At 71.3% G+C, this 24,721-nt stretch carries 23 protein-coding genes; 6 read left to right on the top strand and 17 right to left on the bottom strand.

Annotation, left to right across the window (positions count from 1 at the left end; all coding sequences use genetic code 11):
• Positions 1 to 15: 15 nt before the first annotated feature.
• The 4 genes from OG897_RS11910 to OG897_RS11895 all read right to left on the bottom strand — a co-directional run bounded on the left by OG897_RS11910 (position 16) and on the right by OG897_RS11895 (position 3,258).
• The gene (locus OG897_RS11910; protein ID WP_266656774.1) at positions 16 to 603 is read right to left on the bottom strand and encodes a 1-acyl-sn-glycerol-3-phosphate acyltransferase; all 588 of its coding nucleotides are present in this window, start codon (positions 601 to 603) and stop codon (positions 16 to 18) included.
• A gap of 74 nt (positions 604 to 677) precedes the next feature.
• On the bottom strand, positions 678 to 1,385 hold the full coding sequence (gene cmk / locus OG897_RS11905) for a (d)CMP kinase (protein WP_266655552.1): 708 nt from the start codon (positions 1,383 to 1,385) through the stop codon (positions 678 to 680).
• 163 nt (positions 1,386 to 1,548) lie between these two features.
• Positions 1,549 to 2,634: a prephenate dehydrogenase gene (locus tag OG897_RS11900; protein WP_266655551.1), complete on the bottom strand. Its 1,086-nt coding sequence runs from the start codon at positions 2,632 to 2,634 to the stop codon at positions 1,549 to 1,551.
• A gap of 204 nt (positions 2,635 to 2,838) precedes the next feature.
• On the bottom strand, positions 2,839 to 3,258 hold the full coding sequence (locus OG897_RS11895) for a YidB family protein (RefSeq protein WP_266655550.1): 420 nt from the start codon (positions 3,256 to 3,258) through the stop codon (positions 2,839 to 2,841).
• A 305-nt stretch (positions 3,259 to 3,563) separates the two neighbouring features.
• Here OG897_RS11895 and OG897_RS11890 point away from each other — a divergent pair, with 305 nt between their 5' ends.
• The 5 genes from OG897_RS11890 (at position 3,564) to OG897_RS11870 (ending at position 7,105) form a co-directional block, all read left to right on the top strand.
• Positions 3,564 to 4,268: a hypothetical protein gene (locus OG897_RS11890; RefSeq protein WP_266655549.1), complete on the top strand. Its 705-nt coding sequence runs from the start codon at positions 3,564 to 3,566 to the stop codon at positions 4,266 to 4,268.
• Positions 4,269 to 4,364: 96 nt separating this feature from the next.
• Complete coding sequence (locus tag OG897_RS11885) at positions 4,365 to 4,961, top strand: DUF6529 family protein (RefSeq protein ID WP_266655547.1); 597 nt, start codon at positions 4,365 to 4,367, stop codon at positions 4,959 to 4,961.
• Between the two features lie 82 nt (positions 4,962 to 5,043).
• Positions 5,044 to 5,508: a Rieske (2Fe-2S) protein gene (locus tag OG897_RS11880; protein WP_266655545.1), complete on the top strand. Its 465-nt coding sequence runs from the start codon at positions 5,044 to 5,046 to the stop codon at positions 5,506 to 5,508.
• A gap of 18 nt (positions 5,509 to 5,526) precedes the next feature.
• On the top strand, positions 5,527 to 6,249 hold the full coding sequence (locus OG897_RS11875) for a nucleotidyltransferase domain-containing protein (protein ID WP_266655543.1): 723 nt from the start codon (positions 5,527 to 5,529) through the stop codon (positions 6,247 to 6,249).
• 319 nt (positions 6,250 to 6,568) lie between these two features.
• Entirely contained in the window at positions 6,569 to 7,105 is a 537-nt protein-coding gene (locus OG897_RS11870) for a hypothetical protein (RefSeq protein WP_266655541.1), read from the top strand.
• On the opposite strand, the gene OG897_RS11865 is transcribed toward OG897_RS11870, so the two are convergent.
• The 12 genes from OG897_RS11865 to OG897_RS11810 form a co-directional block, all read right to left on the bottom strand.
• Positions 6,994 to 8,043 (bottom strand): ADP-ribosylglycohydrolase family protein, encoded by a 1,050-nt coding sequence (locus OG897_RS11865; RefSeq protein ID WP_266655539.1) that lies wholly within the window; start codon positions 8,041 to 8,043, stop codon positions 6,994 to 6,996. The genes OG897_RS11870 and OG897_RS11865 overlap by 112 nt on opposite strands.
• Positions 8,040 to 8,822 (bottom strand): NUDIX domain-containing protein, encoded by a 783-nt coding sequence (locus tag OG897_RS11860; RefSeq protein ID WP_266655537.1) that lies wholly within the window; start codon positions 8,820 to 8,822, stop codon positions 8,040 to 8,042. Before OG897_RS11860 ends, OG897_RS11865 begins: the two co-directional genes overlap by 4 nt.
• Positions 8,819 to 9,409: a nicotinamide riboside transporter PnuC gene (gene pnuC / locus OG897_RS11855; RefSeq protein ID WP_266655535.1), complete on the bottom strand. Its 591-nt coding sequence runs from the start codon at positions 9,407 to 9,409 to the stop codon at positions 8,819 to 8,821. The genes OG897_RS11860 and pnuC overlap by 4 nt, the downstream gene beginning before the upstream one ends.
• A gap of 152 nt (positions 9,410 to 9,561) precedes the next feature.
• Positions 9,562 to 10,935 carry a pseudouridine synthase gene (locus tag OG897_RS11850; protein ID WP_266655533.1) on the bottom strand — a complete coding sequence of 458 codons (1,374 nt, stop codon included), beginning with the start codon at positions 10,933 to 10,935 and terminating at the stop codon, positions 9,562 to 9,564.
• Complete coding sequence (scpB, locus tag OG897_RS11845) at positions 10,935 to 11,588, bottom strand: SMC-Scp complex subunit ScpB (RefSeq protein ID WP_266656772.1); 654 nt, start codon at positions 11,586 to 11,588, stop codon at positions 10,935 to 10,937. Before scpB ends, OG897_RS11850 begins: the two co-directional genes overlap by 1 nt.
• Positions 11,563 to 12,525 carry a ScpA family protein gene (locus OG897_RS11840; protein ID WP_266655531.1) on the bottom strand — a complete coding sequence of 321 codons (963 nt, stop codon included), beginning with the start codon at positions 12,523 to 12,525 and terminating at the stop codon, positions 11,563 to 11,565. The genes scpB and OG897_RS11840 overlap by 26 nt, the downstream gene beginning before the upstream one ends.
• 67 nt (positions 12,526 to 12,592) lie before the next feature.
• Positions 12,593 to 13,159 carry a hypothetical protein gene (locus OG897_RS11835; protein WP_266656770.1) on the bottom strand — a complete coding sequence of 189 codons (567 nt, stop codon included), beginning with the start codon at positions 13,157 to 13,159 and terminating at the stop codon, positions 12,593 to 12,595.
• Positions 13,156 to 14,319 carry a ParA family protein gene (locus tag OG897_RS11830; RefSeq protein ID WP_266655529.1) on the bottom strand — a complete coding sequence of 388 codons (1,164 nt, stop codon included), beginning with the start codon at positions 14,317 to 14,319 and terminating at the stop codon, positions 13,156 to 13,158. Before OG897_RS11830 ends, OG897_RS11835 begins: the two co-directional genes overlap by 4 nt.
• A gap of 341 nt (positions 14,320 to 14,660) precedes the next feature.
• A complete protein-coding gene (gene ald / locus OG897_RS11825) occupies positions 14,661 to 15,776 on the bottom strand; it encodes an alanine dehydrogenase (protein WP_266656768.1) in 1,116 nt (371 codons plus the stop codon).
• A 182-nt stretch (positions 15,777 to 15,958) separates the two neighbouring features.
• Positions 15,959 to 18,022, bottom strand: a complete 2,064-nt coding sequence (locus OG897_RS11820; protein ID WP_266655527.1) for a tetratricopeptide repeat protein — start codon at positions 18,020 to 18,022, stop codon at positions 15,959 to 15,961.
• 228 nt (positions 18,023 to 18,250) lie between these two features.
• Positions 18,251 to 18,871: an NUDIX hydrolase gene (locus OG897_RS11815; protein ID WP_266655525.1), complete on the bottom strand. Its 621-nt coding sequence runs from the start codon at positions 18,869 to 18,871 to the stop codon at positions 18,251 to 18,253.
• Between the two features lie 79 nt (positions 18,872 to 18,950).
• A complete protein-coding gene (locus tag OG897_RS11810; RefSeq protein ID WP_266655523.1) occupies positions 18,951 to 20,615 on the bottom strand; it encodes a CTP synthase in 1,665 nt (554 codons plus the stop codon).
• A gap of 609 nt (positions 20,616 to 21,224) precedes the next feature.
• Between OG897_RS11810 and OG897_RS11805 the strand changes: the two genes are divergently transcribed.
• Positions 21,225 to 23,027, top strand: a complete 1,803-nt coding sequence (locus OG897_RS11805; protein ID WP_266655521.1) for a glycoside hydrolase family 15 protein — start codon at positions 21,225 to 21,227, stop codon at positions 23,025 to 23,027.
• On the opposite strand, the gene OG897_RS11800 is transcribed toward OG897_RS11805, so the two are convergent.
• A complete protein-coding gene (locus tag OG897_RS11800; RefSeq protein ID WP_266655519.1) occupies positions 23,007 to 24,551 on the bottom strand; it encodes an APC family permease in 1,545 nt (514 codons plus the stop codon). The two genes, OG897_RS11805 and OG897_RS11800, sit on opposite strands and share 21 nt — an antisense overlap.
• Positions 24,552 to 24,721: the final 170 nt, after the last annotated feature.

Below are 24,721 nucleotides of genomic sequence, written 5' to 3'. Positions count from 1 at the left end.
GCGCGGCGCTAACGCCTATCGCCCGGTGAGCCGTCTGGCCCCGGCCAGGTGGGCGGTCAGCCGTTCCTGGATGCGCACCGTGGCCTCGTCCAGCGCCTTCCTCGTACGCCGTCCGCTGCCGTCCCCGGCCTCGAAGGCGTCGCCGAAGACGACGTCGACCCTGCTGCGCAGCGGCGGCAGGCCGGGAACCAGCCGCCCCTTGCGTTCCGTACTGCCGAGTACGGCGACGGGGACGATGGGCGCCCCCGACCGTACGGCGAAGTACGCGAGTCCGGCGCGCAGCGACGCGAAGTCGCCCTCGCCCCGGCTGCCCTCGGGGAAGATCCCCAGCACACCGCCGCCGCCGAGGACGTCCAGGGCGTCGGTGACGGCGTTCCGGTCGACGCTGCCGCGGTCGACCCGCAGCTGTCCGATGCCCCGCAGGAACGGGTCGAGGGGGCCGACGAACGCCTCCTTCTTGATGAGGAAGTGCACCGGTCGGGGTGCCGTTCCCATCAGCATCGGGCCGTCGATGTTGTGCGCGTGGTTCACCGCGAGTATGACCGGTCCTGCGGCCGGGACGCGCCAGGAGCCGAGCACGCGGGGCTTGAACAGGCCGTACATCAGGCCGATGCCGATGCCCCGGCCGACGGCGGCACCCCTGGGGCTGCCGGTGTTCCGGCCCTTCTCGCCGTCCTTCACTTCCCGGCCCGCTTCTCCTCGACCAGGGTGACGACGCACTCGATGACCTGGTCGAGGGTGAGGTCGGTGGTGTCGACCTCGACCGCGTCGGCCGCCTTGGCGAGCGGGGAGGTCTTGCGGCCGGAGTCGGCCGCGTCCCGCTTGATCAGGGCTTCCTTGGTGGCGGCGACGTCGGCGCCCTTGGTCTCGCCGCTGCGGCGGGCCGCGCGGGCCTCGGCGGAGGCGGTGAGGAAGATCTTCAGGTCGGCGTCGGGCAGCACGGTGGTGCCGATGTCGCGGCCCTCGACGACGATGCCGCCCTCGGCCCGGCGGGCGATCTCGCGCTGGAGCTCGGTGATCCGGGTGCGCACCTCGGGGACGGCGCTGACGGCGCTGACCTTGGAGGTGACGTCCTGCGTACGGATCGGTCCCGACGCGTCGACGCCGTCGACCGTGATGGTCGGGGCGGACGGGTCGGTGCCGGACACGATCGCGGGCTTGGCCGAGGCGGTGGCCATGGCCGCCGCGTCGGCGGTGTCCACACCGTTGGTCAGCATCCACCAGGTGATCGCCCGGTACTGGGCGCCGGTGTCCAGGTAGCGGAGTCCGAGCTTGGCGGCGACGGCCTTGGACGTGCTGGACTTGCCCGTGCCGGAGGGGCCGTCGATGGCGACGATCACGGCGGCCGGGGCGGTCCGGGCGGCGGTTTCCACGGTGTCGGACACCTTCCTGGTACACGGGGCGGGGTGGCGGGCGGCAGTACCGCCCCCGGCCGGGGGCGCATCACTGCCAACCATCTACGGTACCGGCTGAATGGCGTACCCCTGACGGGCGGCACCGGCACCCCCGGCCCCGGCCCGGTCGCTCGCCCCGTCGCGGACCCCGCCACTAGGGCCGCAGCGACCACCCCCGCTCCACCAGCGTGCGCGTCAGCCCGTCCACCGCCGAGGGCTGCACGGTCAGCTGGACATGACCGGCCTGCTGCCCGGTCGCGTGCTCGATCCGCACGTCCTCGACGTTGACCCCGGCCGCTCCGGCGTCGGCGAAGATCCGGGCCAACTGCCCCGGCTGGTCGCTGATCAGCACGGCGACCGTCTCGTACGCGGTCGGGGCCGAGCCGTGCTTTCCGGGCACCCGCACCCGTCCGGCGTTGCCCCGGCGCAGGACGTCCGCGATGCCGTCCGCGCCGTCCTGCCGCTTGGCCTCGTCGGCGGACTGGAGGGCGCGCAGCGACTGCACGGTCTCGTCCAGGTCGGAGGCGACCGAGGCGAGGACGTCGGCGACCGGGCCCGGGTTGGCGGAGAGGATCTCCACCCACATCCGGGGGTCGGACGCGGCGATCCGCGTGACGTCGCGGATGCCCTGGCCACACAGCCGTACCGCCGTCTCGTCGGCCTCCTCCAGCCGGGCGGCGACCATCGAGGAGACGAGCTGCGGGGTGTGCGAGACGAGGGCGACCGCGCGGTCGTGGGCGTCGGCGTCCATGACGACGGGGACCGCCCGGCACAGGGCGATCAGTTCGAGCGCCAGGTTGAAGACCTCGGTGTCGCTGTCGCGGGTGGGCGTGAGCACCCAGGGCCGTCCTTCGAAGAGGTCGGCGGTCCCGGCCAGCGGGCCCGACTTCTCCTTGCCTGCCATCGGATGCGTACCGATGTACGTCGTCAGGTCGCAGCCCAGCGCCTCCAGCTCGCGGCGCGGTCCGCCCTTGACGCTGGCGACGTCGATGTAGCCGCGGGCGGCCCCGCGTCGCATGGCGTCGGCCAGGGTCGCGGCGACGTGCGTGGGCGGCACGGCGACGATCGCCAGGTCGACGGGGCCTGCGGGGGCCTCGTCGGTCCCGGCGCCGAGCGCGGCGGCGGTGCTCGCCCGGTCGGGGTCGTGGTCGGCGAGGTGGACGGTGACGCCCCGGGCGGCCAGGGCGAGGGCTGCCGAGGTGCCGATCAGACCGGTGCCGATGACGAGTGCGGTTCTCACAGGGCGATGTCCTTGCGCAGGGCGGCGGTGGCACCGAGGTGGACGTTCCGGCCGTCCGACTTCGAGAACCAGATGCTGATCGGCTCAGCGTAATGGGACCCACCGACAACGACTCAGGCCGCCCGCACCGTCGTACGTACACGGGTGCGGGCAGCCGGGGAGCCGTGCGTGCAGCAAGGCCGGTCAGAGGCCCCGCTGCTGGGTTCAGAGGCCCTGCTGCCTGATGAGGTCCTCCAGCGACGCGGCCTGCGGAAGCTGGCCCTCCGGGGTCAGCTTGTCGACGGCCTGCGGAAGGGCCTGCGCGAGGGTGTCGGCGGCCTCCTGCGGGGTCACACCGGCCTGCTCGGCGGCCTTGGCCAGGGCTTCGTCGGGGAGCGCCTGGGCGACCTCCGCGCCGCTGACCGGCTGGTTGTCGCCGGTGCCGATCCAGGACTGCGCCTGGTCGGCGAGGCCGGACTTCTGGAGCATCTCCATCAGGCCGCCCAGCGGGTTGGAGCCGTCCTTGGCGCCGCCGCCCAGCGCGCCGAGGAGGGACCCGAGGATGTTGCCCGCTCCGCCGCCGGAACCGGAGTTTCCGCCGCCCAGGAGGCCGCCGAGGAGACTGCCGAGGTCGTTGCCCGCCATGGTCCTGCCTTTCGGAAAGGTCGAGAGAGCCGAATCGGTCGAGTCCGGTCGCAGACGCTCAATCTGAGCGCCCATAGGTTCATCGGACTCATCGGACCCGTTCAATCTCGCCCAGATGGCGTCATGCTGCCACTCGGGCCGTTCCGTCCCGTCTTCCGCCTCGCGCGCCCCGCCCCGAACGATCCGCGCGCCCCTCCCCGGAGAACAGTCGCGCCCCCTCTGTCCTGACTATGGACGCCGGGCCCCGGGGTCCGCTTGCATGGTGGGTCCGACACCGCCTACCCGGTGTCGCGGGGAGGCCCCCAATGAAGCGTTCCGGTCCCCTCTACACACTGCTCGCGGGGCTGCTCCTGGCCGCCGTGATGCTGTCGCTCAACGCGACGACGGGCACGAAGAGTTCGGGGTACGGAGGCGGCGGCGCGGCGCCCGTCCCCCCGCCGTCCCCTGCGGCGTCCCCTGCGACGTCGAAGACCCCACCCGCCTCGTCCGCGCCGCCTTCCCCGTCCGCACCTCCCTCATCCGCCGCTCCCTCGCCCACCGCGGCGGGCCCGGAGACCGTCTACGCGGGCCGCACCGACGACGACACCGCCGCCGTGTCCATCTCCGTACGGGACGGAAGGGCCGTGGCCTACTACTGCGACGGCCGCACCCGCGAGTCCTGGCTCAAGGGCAACGTCGAGGACGACGGCAGCATGCGCCTGACCGGCCGCAACGGTGCCAAGCTCGAAGCGACCAGCCGCAACGGGAAGGTCGAGGGCGAGGTCGAGGTGACGGACCGCAAGCAGGACTTCTCCGCGGCGAAGGCGGTCAAGCCCTCCGGCCTCTACCGCGCGACGAACGAGGTGCGCGGCACCACGATCGACGGCGGCTGGATCGTGCTCCAGGACGGCCGCCAGGTCGGCATCTTCACCCGCGATGGCAAACCGTCGGCCGCCCCGAGGATCGACCCGGCCACCGGCGCTGTGGTCATCGACAACGCCTGGCTCACCGCCCGCCCGGTCACCCCGTAGGACCCGCTCGACCCCTTTCGGGTGCCTCCGGGCGCCTCGGACCGTCCCCAGGGAGTGATCCCGACATGAGCAACGTCCCCAGGGAGTGACCCCGCCATGAGCAACGTCGACCCCAACGCCCCGACCGCGTCGTTCCCCTCCCCCGCCTCCGGCCACGCCCGCCCGGGCCCCGCCCGCTGGCTCGTCCCCGTGCTGGTGGCGGCGGCGGTCGCGGTCGGCCTCGGGGCGTACGGGAAGATCCACGACCCGGCGGGCACGGCGTTCAACCTCGCCGGATTCAGCAGCACGGGCGCGGTGAAGTCCTGGCTGGCGACCGGTGCCTTCGCCTTCGCGCTCGTCCAGGTGCTGTCCGCGCTGGCGATGTACGGACGCCTGCCGGGCGTGCGCAGCGCCCCGTGGATGTCGCCCGTGCACCGCTGGTCGGGCCGGACCGCCTTCCTGCTCGCCGTCCCGGTGGCCGTGCACTGCCTGTACGGTCTCGGCTTCCAGACCTTCGGCGGCCGGGTGATGTGGCACTCTCTGGCGGGCTGCTTCTTCTTCGGCGCGTTCAGCGCCAAGATGCTGCTGCTGCGGACGGAACGGCTGCCGGGGTGGCTGCTGCCGGTCGTCGGCGGCCTGGTCTTCACCGTGCTGACGGTGGTCTGGCTGACCTCGGCCCTCTGGTTCTTCCGCACCTTCGGCCTCACCACGTAGCGAAGCGTCCCGCCCCGAACGTAACGAAGCGTCCCGCCCCCGTAGCGAAGTGTCCCGCCCCGACCCCAAGGGAGCACACCCCATGCACGCACCCACGACCCGCCGGGCGGTCCTCGCGGCGGCTGCCGGAACAGCGGCCCTGCTCGCCGCCGCCGGATGCAGCAAGTACGGCGAGAGCGAAGGCAGCACCGACACCGAGCCCCCGCCCGCGAACGACCCCTCCGCCCCACCCGCATCGAACGGCCAGAGCGCCCCCAAACCCGCTCCCTTGACGGCGACGTCGGACATCCCGGTGGGCGGCGGCAAGGTCTTCCAGAACGAGAAGGTCGTCGTCACCCAGCCCGAGGCGGGCAGCTTCAAGGCGTTCTCCTCCACCTGCACCCACGCGGGCTGTACGGTCGCCGACGTCGCGGGCGGCACCATCAACTGCCCCTGCCACGGCAGCAAGTACCGCATCGCCGACGCCTCCGTCGCGGGCGGCCCGGCCCCCCGCCCCCTCCCGCCCCGCGCCATCACCGTGGAAAACGGCTCGATCCGCCTCGCCTGACCGCCGACAATCCCCTCTATGACCGCACCTCCGTCACCTTCACCCCCACCCCACGCTCTCGTCCGCGACCACACGATCTACTCCTGCGTCATGGGCTCGCGCGCGTTCGGACTGGCGACGGAGGACAGCGACACGGACGTCCGGGGCGTCTTCCTCGCCCCCACCCCCCTCTTCTGGCGCTTCGCCAAGCCCCCCACCCACGTCGAAGGACCGGCGGACGAACACTTCTCCTGGGAGCTGGAACGCTTCTGCGACCTCGCCCTGCGCGCCAACCCCAACATCCTCGAATGCCTGCACTCCCCGCTCCCCCTCCACGTGGACGCACGCGGCGAGGAACTCCTCTCCCTGCGCTCCGCCTTCCTCTCCCGCCAGGTGCACACCACCTTCGTCGGGTACGCGGACAGTCAGCGCCGCAAGATCGACGCGGACGTACGCCAGTACGGCGCACCGCGCTGGAAGCACGCCATGCACCTCCTGCGCCTCCTCACGAGCTGCCTCGACCTTCTCCGTACGGGTGAACTGTCGGTCGGCGTCGGCGACGCCCGCGAGCCCCTCCTCGCGGTCAAACGCGGCGAAGTCCCCTGGCCAGAGATCGAAGAGCGCCTGAACCGCCTGGTGGAAGCGGCCTCCCTGGCCGTCCTCACCAGCCCGCTCCCACCCCTCCCCGACCACGCCCGGGTGGAAGACTTTTTGATCCGTACGCGCCGCGCGTCGGCCCTCGCGCACGAGGAGCCGAGGTAGCACGCACCTGGGGAGGAACCGGCCCGTGGCCCGGAACGAGTGGCAGCACCTGAAGCCCGCCCCGGGCCCCCGGCCCGACCTCGTCGCCCACCAGGACGACCTGGGCGCGGTGGGCCGCGAGGCACAGCGCACCCTTGTTGGCCCTTCTCGCGGTTGCGCTCCTCGCAGCAGGGTGCTCAGCTCCCGCTCGCAGCAGCTCGTCGGCGGGCAAGAGATCTGCGGATCGCTTATCGATCCAGCCAATGTGGACGCCGTCGCCAGTTCCATGGGCGGCAGGGAAGTCACGTACGCCAACACGGCCATTCCGCTGAGGAAGCTGGTGGCTGAACTATCAGCGAGGGCACGCGAATGGCAGCCGGGCGACGACGACTTCGACCCCGGTGCGACACCCTGCGTCTTCGGCCCAGTGGGATCGAGCGACTCCCTCACCGTACGGGTGGGACGGCTCGGTTGGCCGCTCTCCACCGCAGCACGCGCAGGCTGGCACAGGGCAGGTGGTGGCGTCCTCTCCGGCTGGTGGCTCCACGAGGACGACTCCCGCTACGCCTTCCCCTGCAAGGTCACCGGTTCGCACTCCGCCCAACAGGAGCAGATCCCCCTTTCGGTGCGCCTCAACGCCAAGAACCTCGACGGCTTCACCCCCGAGCTCCGCAACCGGGTCGCCGCCGCCCTCGCCCGCACCATGGCCACCCAGCTCCACTGCGCCAACAGGCCCGCCGCCCCGGCCCGCCTCACCACCCCTCCCTACAACCCCGTCCGCTCCACCCCGTCCCACTCCTCCCCCAACCCCACCAATTCCCCCCGGTACTCCACCCGCTCCACCCACTCCCCCGGCCAGGCCCCCACCCCCAGATGAGCCCCCGCGAACGCCCCCGCCAGGCACGCGATCGAGTCCGAGTCCCCCTTCGTGCACGCCGCCCGGCGCAGCGCCAGCAGCGGTTCCTCCGGGAACATCAAGAAGCACAGCAGCGCCGTCACCAGCGCCTCCTCCGCCACCCACCCCTCCCCCGTGACCAGACACGGATCCGTCTCCACCAGCGACGCACGCGCCGAGCGGTCCCGCAGGGCCGCCTCCAGCCCCTCCAGCGCCCCCAGGCACTCGTCCCACCCCCGCGCCATGAAGTGCGACGGCGTCGGATCCTGGGCGTACGTCCACAGATCCCCGAGCCACAACGCGTCGTACCGCTCACGGCTCTCCAGCGCGTACGACCGCAACTGCCCCACCAGTCCCGTCGGTTCCACCCCCTGCGCCAGCAAGTACACCGCCCTGGCGGTCAGGTCACTCGCCGCGAGACCCGTCGGATGCCCGTGCGTCAGCGCCGCCTGCAACTGCGCCGCCCCCGCCCGCTCCCTCTCGCCGAGGCCCGGCACCAGCCCCACCGGCGCCACCCGCATGTTCGCCCCGCACCCCTTGGAGTCGATCTGCGACGCCTTCTGCCACGGCAGGTCGCTGTCCAGCAACCGGCAGGCGACCATGCAGGTCCGCCCGGGTGCCCGGTTGTTCTCCGGGGAGTGGTACCAGTCCACGAACTCCTCCCGCACCGGCCGCTCCGTCCGCCTCGGCCCGAGCGGCCCCCGCGCCAGAGCGGTACGCAGTCCCCGCCCCAGCGCCAGCGTCATCTGCGTGTCGTCCGAGACGATCGCCTTCTTCGGCAGCTCCATCTCCCGCCACGGCCCGCACTTCGCCAGAATCGACGGTACGTCGTTGAACTCGGTCGGGAAGCCCAGCGCGTCCCCGAGCGCGAGCCCCACCATCGCCCCGGTGGCGGCCCTCTTCGCCTGTGCAGCAGTCATCGCTGAATCCCTTCCCCTGAAGAATCGACAACGGGCCTCAGCAGCGCCGGATGCAGAGCAGCCGCGCCCCCCGCCCGGTACAGGGCGGCCGGTTTCCCCCGCCCCCCGGTCCGCCTCGGCGCCGCCCCGCCCACCGGCTCCACGAACCCGGGCGTCGCCAGCACCTTCCGCCGGAAGTTGGGCCGGTCCAGCGCGACCCCCCACACCGTCTCGTACACCTGCTGGAGCTCTCCGAGCGTGAACTCCGGCGGGCAGAAGCCCATCGCGAGGGACGTGTACTCCAGCTTGTCCCCGATCCGCCGCCGCGCGTCCGCGAGGATGCGCCCGTGGTCGAAGGCGAGCGGCGCCTCGAACTCGCCCTCCAGCGGCACCCATTGGGCCTCCGCCGCGTCCCCGCCGCCGCGCGGCTCCGGCAGGTCGGGCACCAGCGCGGCGAAGGCCACCGACACCACCCTCATCCGAGGATCGCGCCCCGGATCGCTGTACGTACGCAACTGCTCCAGGTGCAGCCCCGACGCCCGCGCCTCCGAGAGCCCGGTCTCCTCGGCGAGTTCCCGCAGCGCCGCCCGCTCGGCGGACTCGTCCGGCAGGACGAACCCCCCGGGCAGCGCCCACGCCCCCGCGTAGGGAGCCTGCCCGCGCCGGATCAGCAGTACGTGCAGGACGGCGTCGCGCACGGTGAAGACCGCGAGGTCGACCGTGACCGCGAAGGGCTCGAACTCCTTCGGGTCGTACCCCTCGGGCACGCCCCCGCCCGCCGGAACGTCTCTTCGCCTCATGCTCCCGCCTCCGTACGGATCATCCGCTCCCGCCCTCGCAGATCCTGCCGCCACTGCCGCAGCCCTGCCACCGAGAGACCCCCCAGCACCACGTACAGCAGCGCCGTCAGCCACAGTCCCTTCGACGCGTACAGGGGCACGTGGACCGCGTCCACCGCCAGCCACAGCCACCAGGACTCGACGAGCTTCCTGCACTGTCCGTACGTCGCGAGCAGCGACAGCACGGCGGTCGCCGCGTCCCAGAACGGCACCGTCGAGTCGGTGGCGCGGTGCAGCAGCACGGCGACCAGGGCCGTCCCCACCGTCCACGCCCCGCACAGCAGCAGCCACTCGGAGCGGCGCGTGCGCCGGACCGGCAGCCCCGGGCCTGGTCCACCCCCGTGGGTCCAGGCCCACCAGCCGTACGCGGCGAGGGCGGTGAAGACGAGCTGGAGTCCCGCGTCGGCGTACAGCCCGGCACGGGAGAAGAGGACGGCGAACAGGAGGTTGGCCGCCATTCCCAGAGGCCAGTTGGCGATGTGCTGGCGTCCGATCAGCCAGACGCACAGCGCACCGGCGACGAACCCGACGATCTCCGTCCCGTTCATCGCCGCACCTCTCACCATCAATGGTCAGGTTGACTATAAATGGTGCTCGCCCACCCCGCAAGGGCAGCGAAAAGCCCGGGGCCGGTACCCGCATGCAGCAGGTACCGGCCCCGGGCTCTCAGCCGAAAGGCGGAAGGCGGAAGCGGGTCGGCCTACAGGCCGACCTCCTTCATCAGCATGCCGACCTCGGTGTTGGTGAGGCGGCGCAGCCAGCCGGACTTCTGGTCGCCCAGCGCGATCGGCCCGAACGACGTGCGCACCAGGCGCTCGACGGGGAAGCCCGCCTCCGCCAGCATGCGGCGGACGATGTGCTTGCGGCCCTCGTGGAGGGTCACCTCGACCAGGTAGTTCTTGCCGGTGTTCTCGACGACGCGGAAGTGGTCGGCGCGGGCGTACCCGTCCTCCAGCTCGATGCCGTCCTTGAGGCGCTTGCCCAGCTCGCGCGGGAGCGGGCCCTGGATGGCGGCCAGGTAGGTCTTCTTCACGCCGTACTTCGGGTGCGTCAGACGGTGCGCCAGCTCGCCGTGGTTGGTGAGCAGGATGATGCCCTCGGTCTCGGTGTCGAGACGGCCCACGTGGAACAGCCGCGTCTCGCGGTTGTTCACGTAGTCGTTGAGGTTCTGGCGGCCGTCCGGGTCGCCCATCGTCGCGACGACGCCCGCGGGCTTGTTCAGCGCGAAGAACAGGTGGGACTGGGCGGCGACGGTCAGACCGTCGACCTTGATCTCGTCCTTGTGCGGGTCGACGCGCATGCCCTGCTCGACCACGATCTGGCCGTTGACCTCGACGCGGGACTGCTCGATGAGCTCCTCGCACGCACGCCGCGAGCCCATGCCGGCACGGGCGAGGATCTTCTGCAGGCGCTCGCCCTCGGCCTCGGCACCCGGGAAGGTCTTCTCGATCTTGATGTCGGGCTTGCCCGCGTAGCGGTCCCGGTTGCGCTGCTCGATCTTGGCGTCGAGTTCGCGCGGGCGGGAGGCACCGGCGTTGTAGTTGCCGCGACGGCCCGGCTTCTGCGGGGTCTTCGGGGCCTTCGGGCCGCCCTTGGCGCCGCCGCGCGCGGAATCGCCCCGGCCGCTGCGGGGACCCTCGTGGGTGGCGGAGGGGCCTACGTCGTAGCGCCGCTCCTCGGGACGGGGACGGCGCGCCCGCTGCTCGCGGTCGCCGTCACGGGAGTCGCGGGAGTCACGAGTATCGCGGGAATCGCGGAAGTCCCGGGAGTCACGGCCGCCGCCGGACGTACCACGGCCACCGCCGAAGCCCTGGCCGGCGCCCGAGCCACCGCGGCCGCCGCCGGAGCCGCCTCGGCCGCCGGAGCCCTGGCCGCCACCCGAGCGGGAGCCGCCGCCCGAGCCGCCCCGGCCGCCGCTCGCGCCGCCGCGCCCGCCGCCCGCCGAGCCCGAACCGGAGCCCGCGCCCCGCCCGCCGCCGGCGCCGCGCCCGCCACCAGCAGGGCCGCGTCCGTTACCCGCACCCCGCTGGTTCCGGTCGTTGCCGCCGCTGCTGTTCCTGTCGTTGCTTCGCATCAAAAATCCGTCTTGTCGTCGTCTGCTGCATGAGTGCCCGGGGCGTACGGTGCGTCCGGATCGAACGACGGCACACCCTCCAGCGTCTCAGCCTCGATCGCATCTGCCTCGGGGAGGAAGGGCGCGAGTTCCGGGAGCTCGTCCAGGCCCCGCAGGCCCATCCGCTCCAGAAAGTAGTTCGTCGTCCTGTACAGGATCGCACCTGTTTCGGGTTCCGTGCCCGCCTCCCCGACCAGACCCCGCTGGAGGAGGGTCCGCATGACCCCGTCGCAGTTGACTCCCCGTACGGCGGAAACCCGCGAGCGGGACACCGGCTGCCGGTACGCGACGACCGCCAGGGTCTCCAGAGCCGCCTGGGTGAGCCGGGCCTGCTGCCCGTCCAGGACGAACGCCTCCACGGCCTCCGCGTACCGGGCGCGCGAGTAGAACCGCCAGCCGCCCGCCACGAGCCGCAGCTCGAAGCCCCGGCCCTGCACGGTGTACTCGTCGGCCAGCTCCCGCAGCGCGTCCGTCACGTCGCGCTCCTTGACGTCCAGGACCTTCGCCAGGTGCTCGGCCGTCGCGGGCTCGTCGACGACCATCAGCACGGCCTCCAGCGCCCCGCGCAGCTCCCGCTCGCTCACTCCTTCACTCCTTCTGCTCCACCACGAGATCGAATTCCCCCGTCACCACCACAGGTGCGCCCGTCTCCCCGCCCACCCAGGTCACCGTCAGGCCCCCCAGCGCCTGCTCCTGGTCCAGCTCGACGGCCTTCTCCCGGTAGAGCTCCAGGAGGGCCAGGAAGCGGGCGACGACGGTGAGGGTGTCCGGGGCGTCCCCGATCAGCTCCTGGAAGCTCGCCGTGCCGCGCTCCCGCAGCAGCTCCACCACCACACCCGCCTGCTCCTGCACGGACACCAGGGGCGCGTGGATGTGGTCGACGTACACCTCGGGCTTCGGCTTCGGCTGCATCGCCTTGACCGCCAGCCCGGCGAATCCTTGTGCCCCGATGCTGATGACCACCTCGGGCAGCAGCTCCGCGAGCTGCTCCTCCAGCCCGACAGTGCGCGGATACCGCCGCCCCTCGGCCTCCCAGCGCTCCTCGAAGATGCCCGCGATCCTCTTGTACGCCCGGTACTGGAGCAGTCGTGCGAACAGCAGGTCGCGCGCCTCAAGAAGGGCGAGGTCCGCCTCGTCCTCCACCTCGGCGGCGGGCAGCAGGCGGGCGGCCTTCAGATCGAGCAGGGTGGCCGCGACGACCAGGAACTCCGTCGTCTGGTCCAGGTCCCAGTCCGGCCCCATCGCCCGGATGTGCGCCATGAACTCGTCCGTGACCTTGGACAGGGCCACTTCCGTGACGTCCAGCTTGTGCTTGGAGATCAGCTGGAGGAGGAGGTCGAAGGGCCCCTCGAAGTTCGCCAGCCGCACGGTGAACTTCCCGTCGGCGGCAGCCTCGGCCACGCCCCCTTCCAAAGCGGGTGCCGGATCCGCCACGACCACCGCCTCCGGCTCGTCCACCGCCTCCGCAAACGGCTCCGCCCCCGCACCGCGCCCCAGTGGGCGGCGGCGCGAGGGGCGGCCGGATACGTCGTCGGGCAGGGCGGGCGGCATCAAAGACGGTCCTGGGTGCGGGCGGAACACGGTGGAGGGGAGGCAGCCGAGGCTACCTCCGCACCACTCAGCGCCCGCGCAGGCGCCGTACGAGGATGCTCGCGTCGCCCCGGGACTCCAGGTCGGCGAGGACGACCGCGACCGCCTCGCGGACGATCCGCCCCCGGTCGACGGCGAGCCCATGCTCACCGCGGAGCACCAGCCGTGCGTGCTCCAGGTCCATGAGCTCCTCGGCGGAGACGTAGACCGTGATCTTCTCGTCGTGCCGCTCGCGGCCGCTGGGACGCCGGTTGGCGCCCCTTCCGCCGCGTCGGCGGGGCTGGGCCCCCGTGGCGCCCGGTGCGGTGCCACGGGGGGCTCCAGGGGCTTCCTGGGCACGATTGGCGGCGGGCTGGGGGGCCGACTGGGGTGCGGCTTCCGCCCCGCGGGTCCGCTGCTGCCCGGCGGCGTCGGCCGCGACACCGTGCTCCGGGCCGTCGCCGGTCTCCACCGGTACGGGCTCGGCGGGCGCGCTCTCCCCAGCGGGCGCCGGGACCCGGGCCGCCTCGCCGTTGGCCCCCGACCTGCGGCCCGCGGACTGGAGGCCCATGCCACCGGTCGTACGGAACAGCTCGTCGGCCCCCGGCAGACTCACTCGGCGTGACACCGGGCGAGCACCTCCCTGGCGAGCTGGCGGTAGGCGGCGGCGCCGACGGAGTTCGAGGCGTACGTCGTGATGGGCTCACCGGCGACCGTGGTCTCCGGGAAGCGCACCGTACGGCCGATCACCGTGTGGTACACGTGATCGTCGAACGCCTCCACCACGCGGGCGAGCACCTCACGGCTGTGCACCGTGCGGGAGTCGTACATCGTGGCGAGGATGCCGTCGAGCTCCAGGTCGGGGTTGAGCCGCTCCTGGACCTTCTCGATCGTCTCGGTCAGCAGGGCCACACCGCGCAGTGCGAAGAACTCGCACTCCAGCGGCACGATCACCTTGTGAGCGGCCGTCAGGGCGTTCACGGTGAGCAGGCCGAGCGAGGGCTGACAGTCGATCACGATGTAGTCGTAGTCGGCCATCAGAGGCTTGAGGGCCCGCTGAAGAGTCGACTCTCGGGCGACTTCGCTGACGAGCTGCACCTCGGCCGCCGACAGGTCGATGTTGCTGGGCAGCAGATCCATGTTCGGAACGGCCGTCTTCAGCAGCACCTCGTCGGCCGACATGCCCCGCTCCATGAGCAGGTTGTAGACCGTGAGGTCGAGCTCCATCGGGTTCACACCGAGACCGACCGACAGGGCTCCCTGCGGGTCGAAGTCGACGAGCAGGACGCGGCGTCCGTACTCGGCGAGCGCGGCGCCCAGATTGATGGTCGAGGTCGTCTTGCCGACCCCGCCCTTCTGGTTGCACATCGCGATGATCTTGGCCGGGCCGTGATCGGTCAGCGGTCCGGGGATCGGGAAGTACGGCAGCGGCCGTCCGGTCGGGCCGATCCGCTCGCGGCGCTGACGGGCAGCGTCGGGGGCGAGGGTGGCCGCGTACTCGGGGTCGGGCTCGTACTCGGCGTCGGGATCGTAGAAGTGCCCCTGGGGGACCTCGTCGAAGTCGGCGAAGCCGGTGGTGGACTTATCGCCACTCTGGTCGCCGGCCATGGCGTTCACGTGTAGGCCGTCCATGCTCTGGTGGGATGTCGTCATGTGCTGATGGGTGGCGAAGGTGCGGACCGCTACCGAGCCGACAGCTTCGAGCCCTGTAGGGCCCTGGCCCTGCGCAGGCGTTCCCGATCGACCACCCCCGGGAGTAAATGTCGACTCATTCACAAGTCGTCTTACCTCCTTGGGACGTGACCAGGAAACTTATCGATAGGTCAGCGTGGCACCATGCCGACGGTGGCCGACTCTATGGCGTGTCACCGCTCCGCAGCAACACAATCCACCGGACCCGGGTCGATGTGTCGGCAACGGAACACCTCTCTGTCAAGGGTGCGCGAGCACCCGAGCACGGTGCGACCGACACGTTTCACAGGGGTGCGAAACGGTGAAAAGGTTGCGTTCGCGACGAGTTGAGCGAGTGTCGCAAAGCGGCCGGACACGCGTCCGGCCGGACCTCGCGTGGGCAAGGTCCGGCCGGGCGCGCGATGTTGACGACGCCTGTTGACGGGTCAGCCGAGGAGGGTGCTCAGCTCCACGTGCGGCAGCTCGTGCGCCTCGGCCACCTCGCGGTAAACGACCTGGCCGTCATGGGTGTTGAGGCCCTTGGCGAGCGCGGCGTCGCGGCGCAGCGCCTCGACCCAGCCGCGGTTCGCGAGCTCGACGATGTACGGCAGCGTGGCGTTGGTCAGCGCGTACGTCGAGGTGTTCGGAACGGCGCCCGGCATGTTGGCCACGCAGTAGAAGACCGAGTCGTGGACCTTGAAGGTCGGCTCGGCGTGCGTGGTCGGGTGCGAGTCCTCGAAGCAACCGCCCTGATCAATTGCAATGTCGACAAGTACACTTCCGGGCTTCATCTTGGCGACGAGCTCGTTGGTGACCAGCTTCGGGGCCTTGGCGCCCGGGATCAGCACGGCGCCGATGACGAGGTCGGCCTCGACGACGGCCTTCTCCAGCTCGAAGGAGTTGGAGACGATCGTCTGCACCTGGGTGCCGAAGATCTTGTCGGCCTCGCGCAGCTTGTTGATGTCGCGGTCGAGCAGGGTCACGTGGAAGCCCATGCCGACGGCGATCTGGGTGGCGTTCCAGCCGGAGACGCCGCCGCCGATGACGACGGCCTTGCCCGCCGCCGTACCCGGGACGCCGCCCGGGAGCACGCCGCGGCCGCCGACCTGGCGCATCAGGTGGTACGCGCCGACCTGCGGGGCGATGCGGCCCGCGACCTCGGACATCGGGGCGAGCAGCGGGAGCGCGCGGTTCGCGGTCTCGACCGTCTCGTACGCGATGGCGGTGGTGCCGGACTCAAGGAGTGCGTCCGTGCACTCGCGGGAGGCCGCGAGGTGCAGGTAGGTGAAGAGCGTCTGGTCCTTGCGGAGGCGGTGGTACTCCTCGGCGATCGGCTCCTTGACCTTCAGGAGCAGGTCGGCGGTGGCCCAGACCTCGTCGGCGGTGTCCAGGATGCGGGCACCGGCCGAGACGTACTCGCCGTCCGTGATCGAGGAGCCGATGCCGGCGTCCTTCTCGATGACGACCTGGTGGCCGTGGCGCACGAGCTCGTGCACGCCGGCCGGGGTGATGGCCACCCGGAACTCGTTGTTCTTGACCTCGCGGGGGATGCCGACCTTCACGTCGATCACGGTCCTTGACTTAAGTGGGGTACGAGACGGGAGTACGGAACAAGTACCCGAAAACGGGCACTCAACGCGTACGACCAGACACAGAGGGCATGCCTGGGGAACGCCGCGAACGGATGCGGCAAAGTCAGTCTAATGAAGGATTTCCAGCTGTCTAGCCTTACAAAGCATCAACTTCACGCGGATGCGCTACGGATTTCGTAGGCTGGAACCTCATCTTCCATTAGTCTCTGGGCCGCCCCCCTGTGCAGCCTGGCCGAAGCGGGGTCGCCGAGCCGGTCCAGCGTGTCGGCCAGCCGCAGCTGAAGAGCCGCCTGAAGTCGTACGTCCTCGGCTTGGCGCGCCCACTCCACCGCCTCCTGGCAGGTCCGCAGGCACTCCTCGGGCCGTCCGGCGTACTCCTGCACCCGGGCCATCTCGCTCAACGCCCGTGCGTAGCCCGGGAGATCGCCGATCCTGCGCAGCGCGGCGGCGGCGGCGCGCCACTCCCGCAGCGCCTCCCCGTACCGGCCCGCGTAGGTGTGCGCCGCGCCGAGCCGCCCGTAGAGCCGGGCCCCGTCCTCGTGCTCGCCGCGCGCGAGGCGCTGGGCGAGCGCCCGCCCGTACCAGTCGGAGGCGCGTGAGAAATCCCCCATTTCCTGGTACGTCCCTCCTACGGATTCCATCGCGCGGGTGGTGGCGTAGGGGTCCTGGGCCGTCCGCGCGGCGTCCAGGGCCGCCCGGTAGCGGGCCAGTGCCTCGCCCGTGCGCCCGGTCCCGGCGTCCAGGTCGGCCAGATTGAGCAGGGCCGCCGCCTTCTCCCGGTGCAGGTTCCGCCGCTCGGCGACGTCCAGGACGAGCCGGTGCAGCCCGTACAGCTCGGGGGCCGCCTGCTCGGTGCCCCGGTGCGCGACCAGGGCCCGTACGAGAGCGGCGACCAGTCGGCGGGCGAGGGTGTCGAGACCGCCGTCCTCGACTGCCGCGCGGGCGGCGGCGAGCAGTGCGGGCTGCCGGGCGCGCAGCCACTCGGCGGCGGCGCGCTCGTGGGAGAACCGCAGCGAGCGCGGCAGCCCGGCGAGCTTCTTGCGGGCCGGGGAGCCCTCGGGCTCGGTGACCGCCCGGCACGAGTGGAGCTGGCGCACCGTCCGCTCCAGCATCCTGGCCCGCGCCAACTGCCGTTCGCCGGGCCGGTCCTGAGTTTCCGTCAAGCCCATCAGCAGCGGGGCCAGACACCCCGGCACCAGATACTGCGGCACCGGTCCGTGCACCGGGTGCAGCAGTCCCTGCACCGCGAAGTCGTCCAGCGTGGTCTGCGCCGCCGACACCGAGCACCCGGCCAGCGCGGACGCGGTGTGCGCGTCGGCGAGTCCGGCCGGAGCGAGGGCGAGCAGTCGCAGTATCCGGGCCGCGGGCTGCGGCAGCGATTCGTACACCAGCCGCAGCGTCCGCGCCAACGGGCCCGCGCCCTGCGGCTGCTCCGGGTCCTCGGGAAGTTCGTGGAGGTGCTTGGTGACGTCCGCCACGGAGGACTTGGGGCGGGCGGCGAGCCAGCCGCCGACCAGGACGAGTGCGGCGGGCTGTCCGCCGCACTCCTCGGCGAGCGCGTCGGCGGCCGTCGGGTCGACGGTGATGCGGACCTTGCCGGTGTAGTGGGCGAGGAGGGCGACGGCGGACGCCGTGTCGAGGCCGCCCAGCGTGCACGGCCGCACGTCCACGATGCCGGTCAGCGGACCTTGCGAGGTGGCCACGACCAGGCACTCGGGATTGTCCGGAAGCAGCGGGTCCACCTGTTCGGCGTCCGCCGCGTCGTCCAGGACGAGGAGCGCCCTGCGCACGGCGAGGGCCTCGCGCACCATCTCCGCGAGGGTGTCCCCGTCGGCTCCGGCGGGGGCCGCGATGCCCAGGTCGTCCAGGAGGCCCCGGGCGGTCTCCTCCGTCGGAATCCGCGCCCCGCCGGACGCGGTGAGGCGGGCCCGCAGCGCCCCGTCGGGGTAGGCGTCGGCGAGGCCGCGGGCGAGTTCCTCGGCGAGTGCGGTGCGGCCGGAACCGGGGCGTCCGGCGATCAGCAGGACGCGTGCTCTGGGCACCTTGCGGCCGGTGAGGGTGTCCAGGCCCGTGCGCGCGATGTCGGCGCGCAGTTCCTTCAACTCCCTTTTCCGGCCGAAGAATTCGCCGGTCGCCCAGTCATGGGCCGAGGCCGCCGAGGGGCCGGTCGCCGTGACCGCCGCCGCGCCGCCGATGTCCACCGCCTGGTCCGTCACGGGCCACGCTCCCGTCCGCCTGCGCACGATCCCCGGCGGCGACTGCGGCCGGGGATTCGAGCCTAGTTCACGCTCTGCTACCGATCCGGGGGAGCGTGGCGGAGAGGTCCCCCGATCGGATCAGCAGTTTTTACGATCAACGCCGATCCGTGGGGATCAAGGCCGGTCGCCCCCTGCCGATCGAGACCCATCGATACCGACCGAGGCCGTCGCGTGCGGTCCCGAACCTCAGAAGGGCCTCGCGGGCCACGCCGCCTCCGCCGGGCGCAGCGCGTCCAGGCCCTCCCCCGCCATCGCGGACGTCAGCGCGAGCACGCCGACGACCAGGCAGTTGTTGTGCAGCTCCCCGCCCAGGACCCCCTGCACCAGCTCCGCGAGGGGGACGCGGGCGTGCTCCATGTCGGCCTCCTCGTCAGAGACCTCGTACCGCTCGCCCTCCGCCTCGGAGAGGTCCCTGGCGAGGAAGATCCGTACCGCTTCGTCGGAACCGCCCGGCGAGGTGTACACGTCCGTGAGCACCCGCCAGTCCCCCGCCTTGATGTGCGCCTCCTCGTACAGTTCGCGCTGGGCGGCGTGCAGCGGGTTCTCCCCGGGTACGTCGAGGAGCCCGGCCGGGATCTCCCACAGCTTCTGGCGCACCGGGTGGCGGTACTGGGAGAGGACGGCGACCCGCCCGGCGTCGTCGAGCGCCAGGACGGCGACCGAGCCCGGGTGCACCTGGTAGTCACGGCCCGCGACGGAACCGTCCGGCATGACCACGCTGTCGGTACGGACACTGGTCTTGGCCCCCTCGAACGGGGTCACCGTCTTGGTGACCTGCCACTCCTGGGGGGTGTCCTTGATCGCCACGTACGCCTCCATGCAACGAGAAAACCGGGGCAGGAGCCTGGAAGCGGCTCCCACCCCGGTCAACCGTAGTGCCTGGGACCTACTTGCCCTGCTGGCGCGCTTCCTGCTGCCGCGCGACGGCCGCCTTCACCAGACCGGCGAACAGCGGGTGCGGGCGCGTCGGGCGCGAGCGCAGCTCCGGGTGCGCCTGGGTGGCGACCAGGTAGGGGTGGACCTCGCGCGGGTACTCGACGTACTCGACGAGCTTGTTGTCCGGGGAGGTGCCGGAGAAGACGATGCCCGCCTTCTTCTCCAGCTCCGCGCGGTAGGCGTTGTTGACCTCGTAGCGGTGGCGGTGGCGCTCGTCGACGTACTGCTCGTCGCCGTAGACCTCGCGCACGATGGAGCCCTCGGCGAGCTTCGCCGGGTAGAGGCCCAGGCGCATGGTGCCGCCCAGGTCGCCCGCGCCCTCGACGTACGCGAGCTGCTCCTCCATGGTGGAGATCACCGGGTGGGGGGTGGCGGCGTCGAACTCGGTGGAGTTCGCGTCCTCGATGCCGGCCAGGTTGCGGGCCGCCTCGATGACGATGCACTGGAGACCGAGACACAGGCCCAGGAGCGGGACCTTGTTCTCGCGGGCGTACTGGATCGCGCCGACCTTGCCGTTGACGCCGCGCTCGCCGAAGCCGCCGGGGATGCAGATCGCGTCGACGTCGCCGAGCTGCTTCTGCGCCTCGGCCGGGGTCTTGCAGTCGTCGGAGGTGACCCACTTGACCTTGACGCGGGCCTTGTTGGCGAAGCCGCCCGCGCGGATGGCCTCGGTCACCGAGAGGTAGGCGTCCGGCAGGTCGATGTACTTGCCGACGAGCGCGACCGTGACCTCGTGGTTCGGGTTGTGGACGCGGTCCAGGAGGTCCTCCCAGACGGTCCAGTCCACGTCGCGGAACGGCAGGTCCAGCTTGCGGACGACGTACGCGTCCAGGCCCTCGGTGTGCAGCACCTTGGGGATGTCGTAGATCGACGGGGCGTCGATGGCGGCGACCACGGCGCCCTCGTCGACGTCGCACATCAGCGAGATCTTGCGCTTGATGGCGTCCGGGACCTCGCGGTCGGCGCGCAGCACGATCGCGTCGGGCTGGATGCCGATGGAGCGCAGGGCGGCGACCGAGTGCTGGGTCGGCTTGGTCTTCAGCTCGCCCGAGGGGCCGATGTAGGGGAGCAGCGAGATGTGCACGACGAAGACGTTGTCGCGGCCGACCTCGTGACGGACCTGGCGGACGGTCTCCAGGAACGGCAGCGACTCGATGTCGCCGACCGTGCCGCCGACCTCGGTGATGACGACGTCGACCTCGTCGGTCGCCATGCGCCGGATGCGGTGCTTGATCTCGTTGGTGATGTGCGGGATGACCTGCACGGTGTCACCGAGGTACTCGCCACGGCGCTCCTTGGCGATGACGGTGTTGTAGACCTGGCCGGTGGTGACGTTGGCCGAGCCGTCGAGGTCGACGTCGAGGAAGCGCTCGTAGTGGCCGATGTCCAGGTCGGTCTCGGCGCCGTCGTTGGTGACGAACACCTCGCCGTGCTGGAAGGGGTTCATCGTGCCGGGGTCGACGTTCAGGTACGGGTCGAGCTTCTGCATGGTGACGCGAAGACCGCGGGCCTTCAGGAGCGCACCCAGGCTGGAGGCAGTCAGACCCTTGCCGAGGGAAGAGGCGACACCCCCGGTGACGAAGATGTGCTTGGTCGTCGAGGATTTTGGCTGCATGGCCAAGACGGGGCTCCCGTGGTCGCGAGGTGAGGGTGCGTTTCCGGCCTCCCCGACGGTGCACATCGGTGGATTCACCGGATGTTTTCGGGGGGTGCCGTCGCTGCGGTTCGGGGGGTTTTGCTCCCACCGCCCACGGGCTACCAGGGTAACAGTGACTCCGGGAGGCTGCTTCCGGCGTCCGCCCCGACGGGGGCCCGGGATGCTCCGTGGCGGGATCCCGGGGCATCCCGCGACGGGGACCCGGGGTGCTCCGCCAGACCGTTTCCGATCAGTTTTCGGTCGTCTTCGTCTACGTACCTGTGAAGACGCCCGTGGACGCGCGGAACCCCTGCGGGCAACGCTCCGGCCACCCGTTCGAGCCGCCTTCACCGTACGAGCACACTGGCGTCACCTGCACCTCACCCGTTCGGCCCACTCACCTTGCGATGACCTCCCGCAGATGAGCTTCCTGCGTCGTATCCTTCACGGAACATCGCTGCGAGCCGGCCGGCGAAGGCACCCATCCCGCCCGCTCCCGGCCCCTGAAGCTCGCCGTCGAAGATCCCCTGACCGCAGACCGCCTCCTCCCGTGGGGGGCGATTGTGGCCGTTCGACTGGAGATTGCACGTGGCCGGGCGCATCGAGGACTACGCACTCATCGGAGACATGCAGACAGCGGCGCTGGTCTGCCGGGACGGCTCAGTCGACTGGCTGTGCCTGCCCCGCTTCGACTCCCATGCCGTCTTCGCCGGGCTTCTCGGAACCGAGGAGCACGGCTTCTGGCGGATCGGACCCTCCTACCCGGAAGGCACCGAGGCCCCCGCGGCCTCCCGCCGCCGCTACCGGGGGGACTCCCTCGTCCTGGAACAGGAGTGGGACACCCCAAGGGGCACGGTCCGGGTGACGGACTTCATGCCGCCGCGCGACGGCGCACCACAGCTCACCAGAATCGTGGAGGGGGTCAGCGGCCGGGTGCCGATGCACTCGGCGCTGCGCATGCGGTTCAGCTACGGCCGGATCGTGCCGTGGGTGCACCGGGTGGACGGCCGCACGGTGGCGGTGGCGGGTCCCGACTCCGTATGGCTGGACACGGACGTCGAGACGCACGGCCAGGACCTCACCACGCACTCCGACTTCACTGTCGCGCCCGGTGAGCGGCTCGCCTTCACCATCCAGTGGCAGCCCTCGCACAAGGAGGCGCCGCCGCTGCCCGACCCGGAGGGCGCGCTCGACCTCACCCTCGACTTCTGGCGCGAGTGGGTCGAACACTGTACGTACCACGGGCCTTACCGCGAGGCGGTGGTCCGCTCGCTGATCACGCTGAAGGCGCTGACGTACGCCCCCACCGGCGGCATCGTCGCCGCACCGACCACCTCTCTTCCGGAGGACATCGGCGGCTCCCGGAACTGGGACTACCGCTACACCTGGCTGCGCGACGCCGCCATCACGCTCTCCTCGCTGCTGCGCACCGGCTACCGCGAGGAGGCCCGCGCCTGGCGCGAGTGGCTGCTGCGCGCGGTCGCGGGCGACCCCGAGAACCTCCAGATCATGTACGGGATCGCGGGCGAGCGGGAGCTCGGCGAGGCGGAGCTGGACTGGCTGCCGGGCTACGAGAACTCCGGGCCGGTACGGGTCGGGAACGGCGCGGCCCACCAGCTCCAGCTCGACGTGTACGGCGAGGTCACCGAGGCCCTGCACCTGGCGCACATGACGGGCCTGGCCCGCAACGACTACGCGTCCCTCCTCCAGCTCAAGCTGATCCGCTACCTGGAGGACCACTGGAACCAGCCGGACGAGGGCATCTGGGAGGTGCGCGGCCCGCGCCGCCACTTCGTGCACTCCAAGGTGATGGCGTGGGTCGCCGTCGACCGCACGATCAAGCTGATCGAGGGCGGCGACGCGGACGGCCCCCTGGAGCGCTGGCGCGAACTGCGCGAGGAAATCCACCGCGACGTCTGCGAGAAGGGCTACGACCCCGAGCGCAACACCTTCACGCAGTCCTACGGCTCCAAGGAGCTGGACGCCTCCCTGCTGCTCATCCCGCAGATGGGCTTCCTGCCGCCCGACGACAAGCGCGTCATCGGCACCATCGAGGCCATCCAGCGCGAACTGTCGACGCCGGACGGCTTCGTGCTGCGCTACCCGACCTCGGGCGACGACGCGGGCGTGGACGGTCTGGAGGGCGACGAGGGGGCGTTCCTGGCCTGCTCGTTCTGGCTGGCGGACGACCTGGCGATGATCGGCCGGGTCGACGAGGCCCGCAAGCTCTTCGAGAAGCTCCTGTCGCTCCGTAACGACCTGGGGCTGTTGGCGGAGGAGTGGGACTCCCGCCTCCAGCGCCAGGTCGGCAACTTCCCGCAGGCGTTCAGCCACGTGCCGCTGATCGACACGGCACTGCGGCTGACGGCCTCAGGGGCGTACGGGGGCTGACTCGTCGGGGGTGTCCGTGCGCTCGGTGGCGTCCTCCAGGACGATCCGGCCGATCACCGCGTACCGGTCGGGGCGCTTGGCCTTGAGGTAGAAGCCGAGGCCGAGCCCCCCGAAGAAGACGACCCCGACGATCCACGGGATCAGCGTGAAGAAGACGGAATCGGCGGCCAGACCGGCCGCCGTTTCCATGTTCATGATCAGCAGTACGACGACGGCGATCATGCCGATGCCACCGAGCAGCGGCGCGGTGAAGGTCCGGAACCAGTGCCGGTCCTCGGGGTGGTTCCTGCGGAAGTACCCGATCACCGCGAACGAGCACAGCGTCTGGACGATGAGGATCGCCATCGTGCCGAGGATCGCGAGCAGCGTGTAGAGGTGGATGTACGGGTCATCGCCCGCCAGCCAGAACGCGCCGACCAGCACCACCGCGATCGCCGACTGCACGAAGGAGGCGACGTACGGGGAGCCGTGCGAGGCGTGCGTGCGGCCCAGCGCCGGGTGCAGGAAGCCCTCGCGCCCGACGGCGTACAGATAGCGCGAGGCGCACTGGTGGAAGGCCATCCCGCAGGCGAAGGACCCGGTGAGCAGCAGCCACTGGAAGGCGTTCACGGCCCAGCCGCCGATGAAGGTGCGGGCCGGGTCGAAGAACAGGTCGAGCGGGCTGGCGGAGGACGAGACCTTCACCGCGCCCGCCAGGCCGTTGCCCGCGATGGTCATCCAGGACACGTAGATGTAGAAGAGGCCGACGCCGACCACCGAGATCAGGGTGGCGCGCGGGATGACCTTCTTGGGGTTGCGGGACTCCTCCCCGTACATCGCCGTGGACTCGAAGCCCACCCACGACCAGAAGGCGAAGAAGAGGCCGAGCCCGGCGGAGGTCCCGGTGAAGGCGTTGACCGGGTTGATCGGCTCGACGGGGATGCCGTCGGGGCCGCCGCCCGCCAGGAGGACGGCGGTGGCGACCGCGAAGAGGACGGCGATCTCGCCGACCAGCATCACGCCGAGCGCCTTCGCGGTCAGGTTGATGTCGAAGTACGAGAGGGCCGCCGTCACGGCGAGCATGAGGGCCGCGTACAGGATCCAGGGGAGGTCGACGCCGAGCTGCGCCTCCATCGTGGTCTGCGCGAAGTAGGCGAAGATCCCGACGATGGACGCCTCGAAGACGACGTACGCGAGGATCGCGAGCATCCCCGAGGCCATGCCCGCGATGCGGCCGAGGCCGTGCGAGATGTACCCGTAGAAGGCTCCGGCGGCGGTGATGCGCTTGGCCATGGCGACGTAGCCGACCGAGAAGACGGTCAGGACGAGGGTGGCGAAGAGGTAACCGGCGGGGGCGCCCGTGCCGTTGCCGAAACCGACGGCGATGGGGAGGTTGCCGGTCATCGCGGTGATCGGGGCGGCGGTGGCGACCGCCATGAAGACGACGCCGACGAGACCGACGGAGTTGGCCTTGAGGCGGTTGACCTGGGGCGTGGTGCCCTCGGGCCGGGAGGTGCTCGCGGGCGGTGGTGCGCTCTCGGGCATGGGTCGCTCTCTCTTCGGGTGAAGGGGCGTGGGAGGGGCGGTGGAGCAGTCTCCACGCGAGTGACGTACGCCACAACGGACACCGGGTCGCTCAAATGGCCCTTTCACGCGACGAGTTGTCGGGGCGAGGAGCCCGGGAACCCGCCCTGTGACCGGCGGGTGATGTTCCT

This window comes from Streptomyces sp. NBC_00237, from assembly GCF_026342435.1.
In the GTDB taxonomy this organism is placed as follows: domain Bacteria; phylum Actinomycetota; class Actinomycetes; order Streptomycetales; family Streptomycetaceae; genus Streptomyces.
Note: the sequence above shows the minus strand (reverse complement) of the source record. Positions and strands in the feature narration are given on the sequence as shown.

Bases quoted from the DNA above. Each gene is read 5' to 3' on its own strand.
- OG897_RS11910 (WP_266656774.1), bottom strand. From the start codon at position 603: ATGTACGGCCTGTTCAAGCCCCGCGTGCTCGGCTCCTGGCGCGTCCCG.
- OG897_RS11895 (WP_266655550.1), bottom strand. From the start codon at position 3,258: ATGGCGGGCAACGACCTCGGCAGTCTCCTCGGCGGCCTCCTGGGCGGC.
- OG897_RS11890 (WP_266655549.1), top strand. From the start codon at position 3,564: ATGAAGCGTTCCGGTCCCCTCTACACACTGCTCGCGGGGCTGCTCCTG.
- OG897_RS11885 (WP_266655547.1), top strand. From the start codon at position 4,365: ATGAGCAACGTCGACCCCAACGCCCCGACCGCGTCGTTCCCCTCCCCC.
- OG897_RS11880 (WP_266655545.1), top strand. From the start codon at position 5,044: ATGCACGCACCCACGACCCGCCGGGCGGTCCTCGCGGCGGCTGCCGGA.
- OG897_RS11875 (WP_266655543.1), top strand. From the start codon at position 5,527: ATGACCGCACCTCCGTCACCTTCACCCCCACCCCACGCTCTCGTCCGC.
- OG897_RS11865 (WP_266655539.1), bottom strand. From the start codon at position 8,043: ATGACTGCTGCACAGGCGAAGAGGGCCGCCACCGGGGCGATGGTGGGG.
- OG897_RS11860 (WP_266655537.1), bottom strand. From the start codon at position 8,822: ATGAGGCGAAGAGACGTTCCGGCGGGCGGGGGCGTGCCCGAGGGGTAC.
- pnuC (WP_266655535.1), bottom strand. From the start codon at position 9,409: ATGAACGGGACGGAGATCGTCGGGTTCGTCGCCGGTGCGCTGTGCGTC.
- OG897_RS11850 (WP_266655533.1), bottom strand. From the start codon at position 10,935: ATGCGAAGCAACGACAGGAACAGCAGCGGCGGCAACGACCGGAACCAG.
- OG897_RS11840 (WP_266655531.1), bottom strand. From the start codon at position 12,525: ATGCCGCCCGCCCTGCCCGACGACGTATCCGGCCGCCCCTCGCGCCGC.
- OG897_RS11810 (WP_266655523.1), bottom strand. From the start codon at position 20,615: ATGCAGCCAAAATCCTCGACGACCAAGCACATCTTCGTCACCGGGGGT.
- OG897_RS11800 (WP_266655519.1), bottom strand. From the start codon at position 24,551: ATGCCCGAGAGCGCACCACCGCCCGCGAGCACCTCCCGGCCCGAGGGC.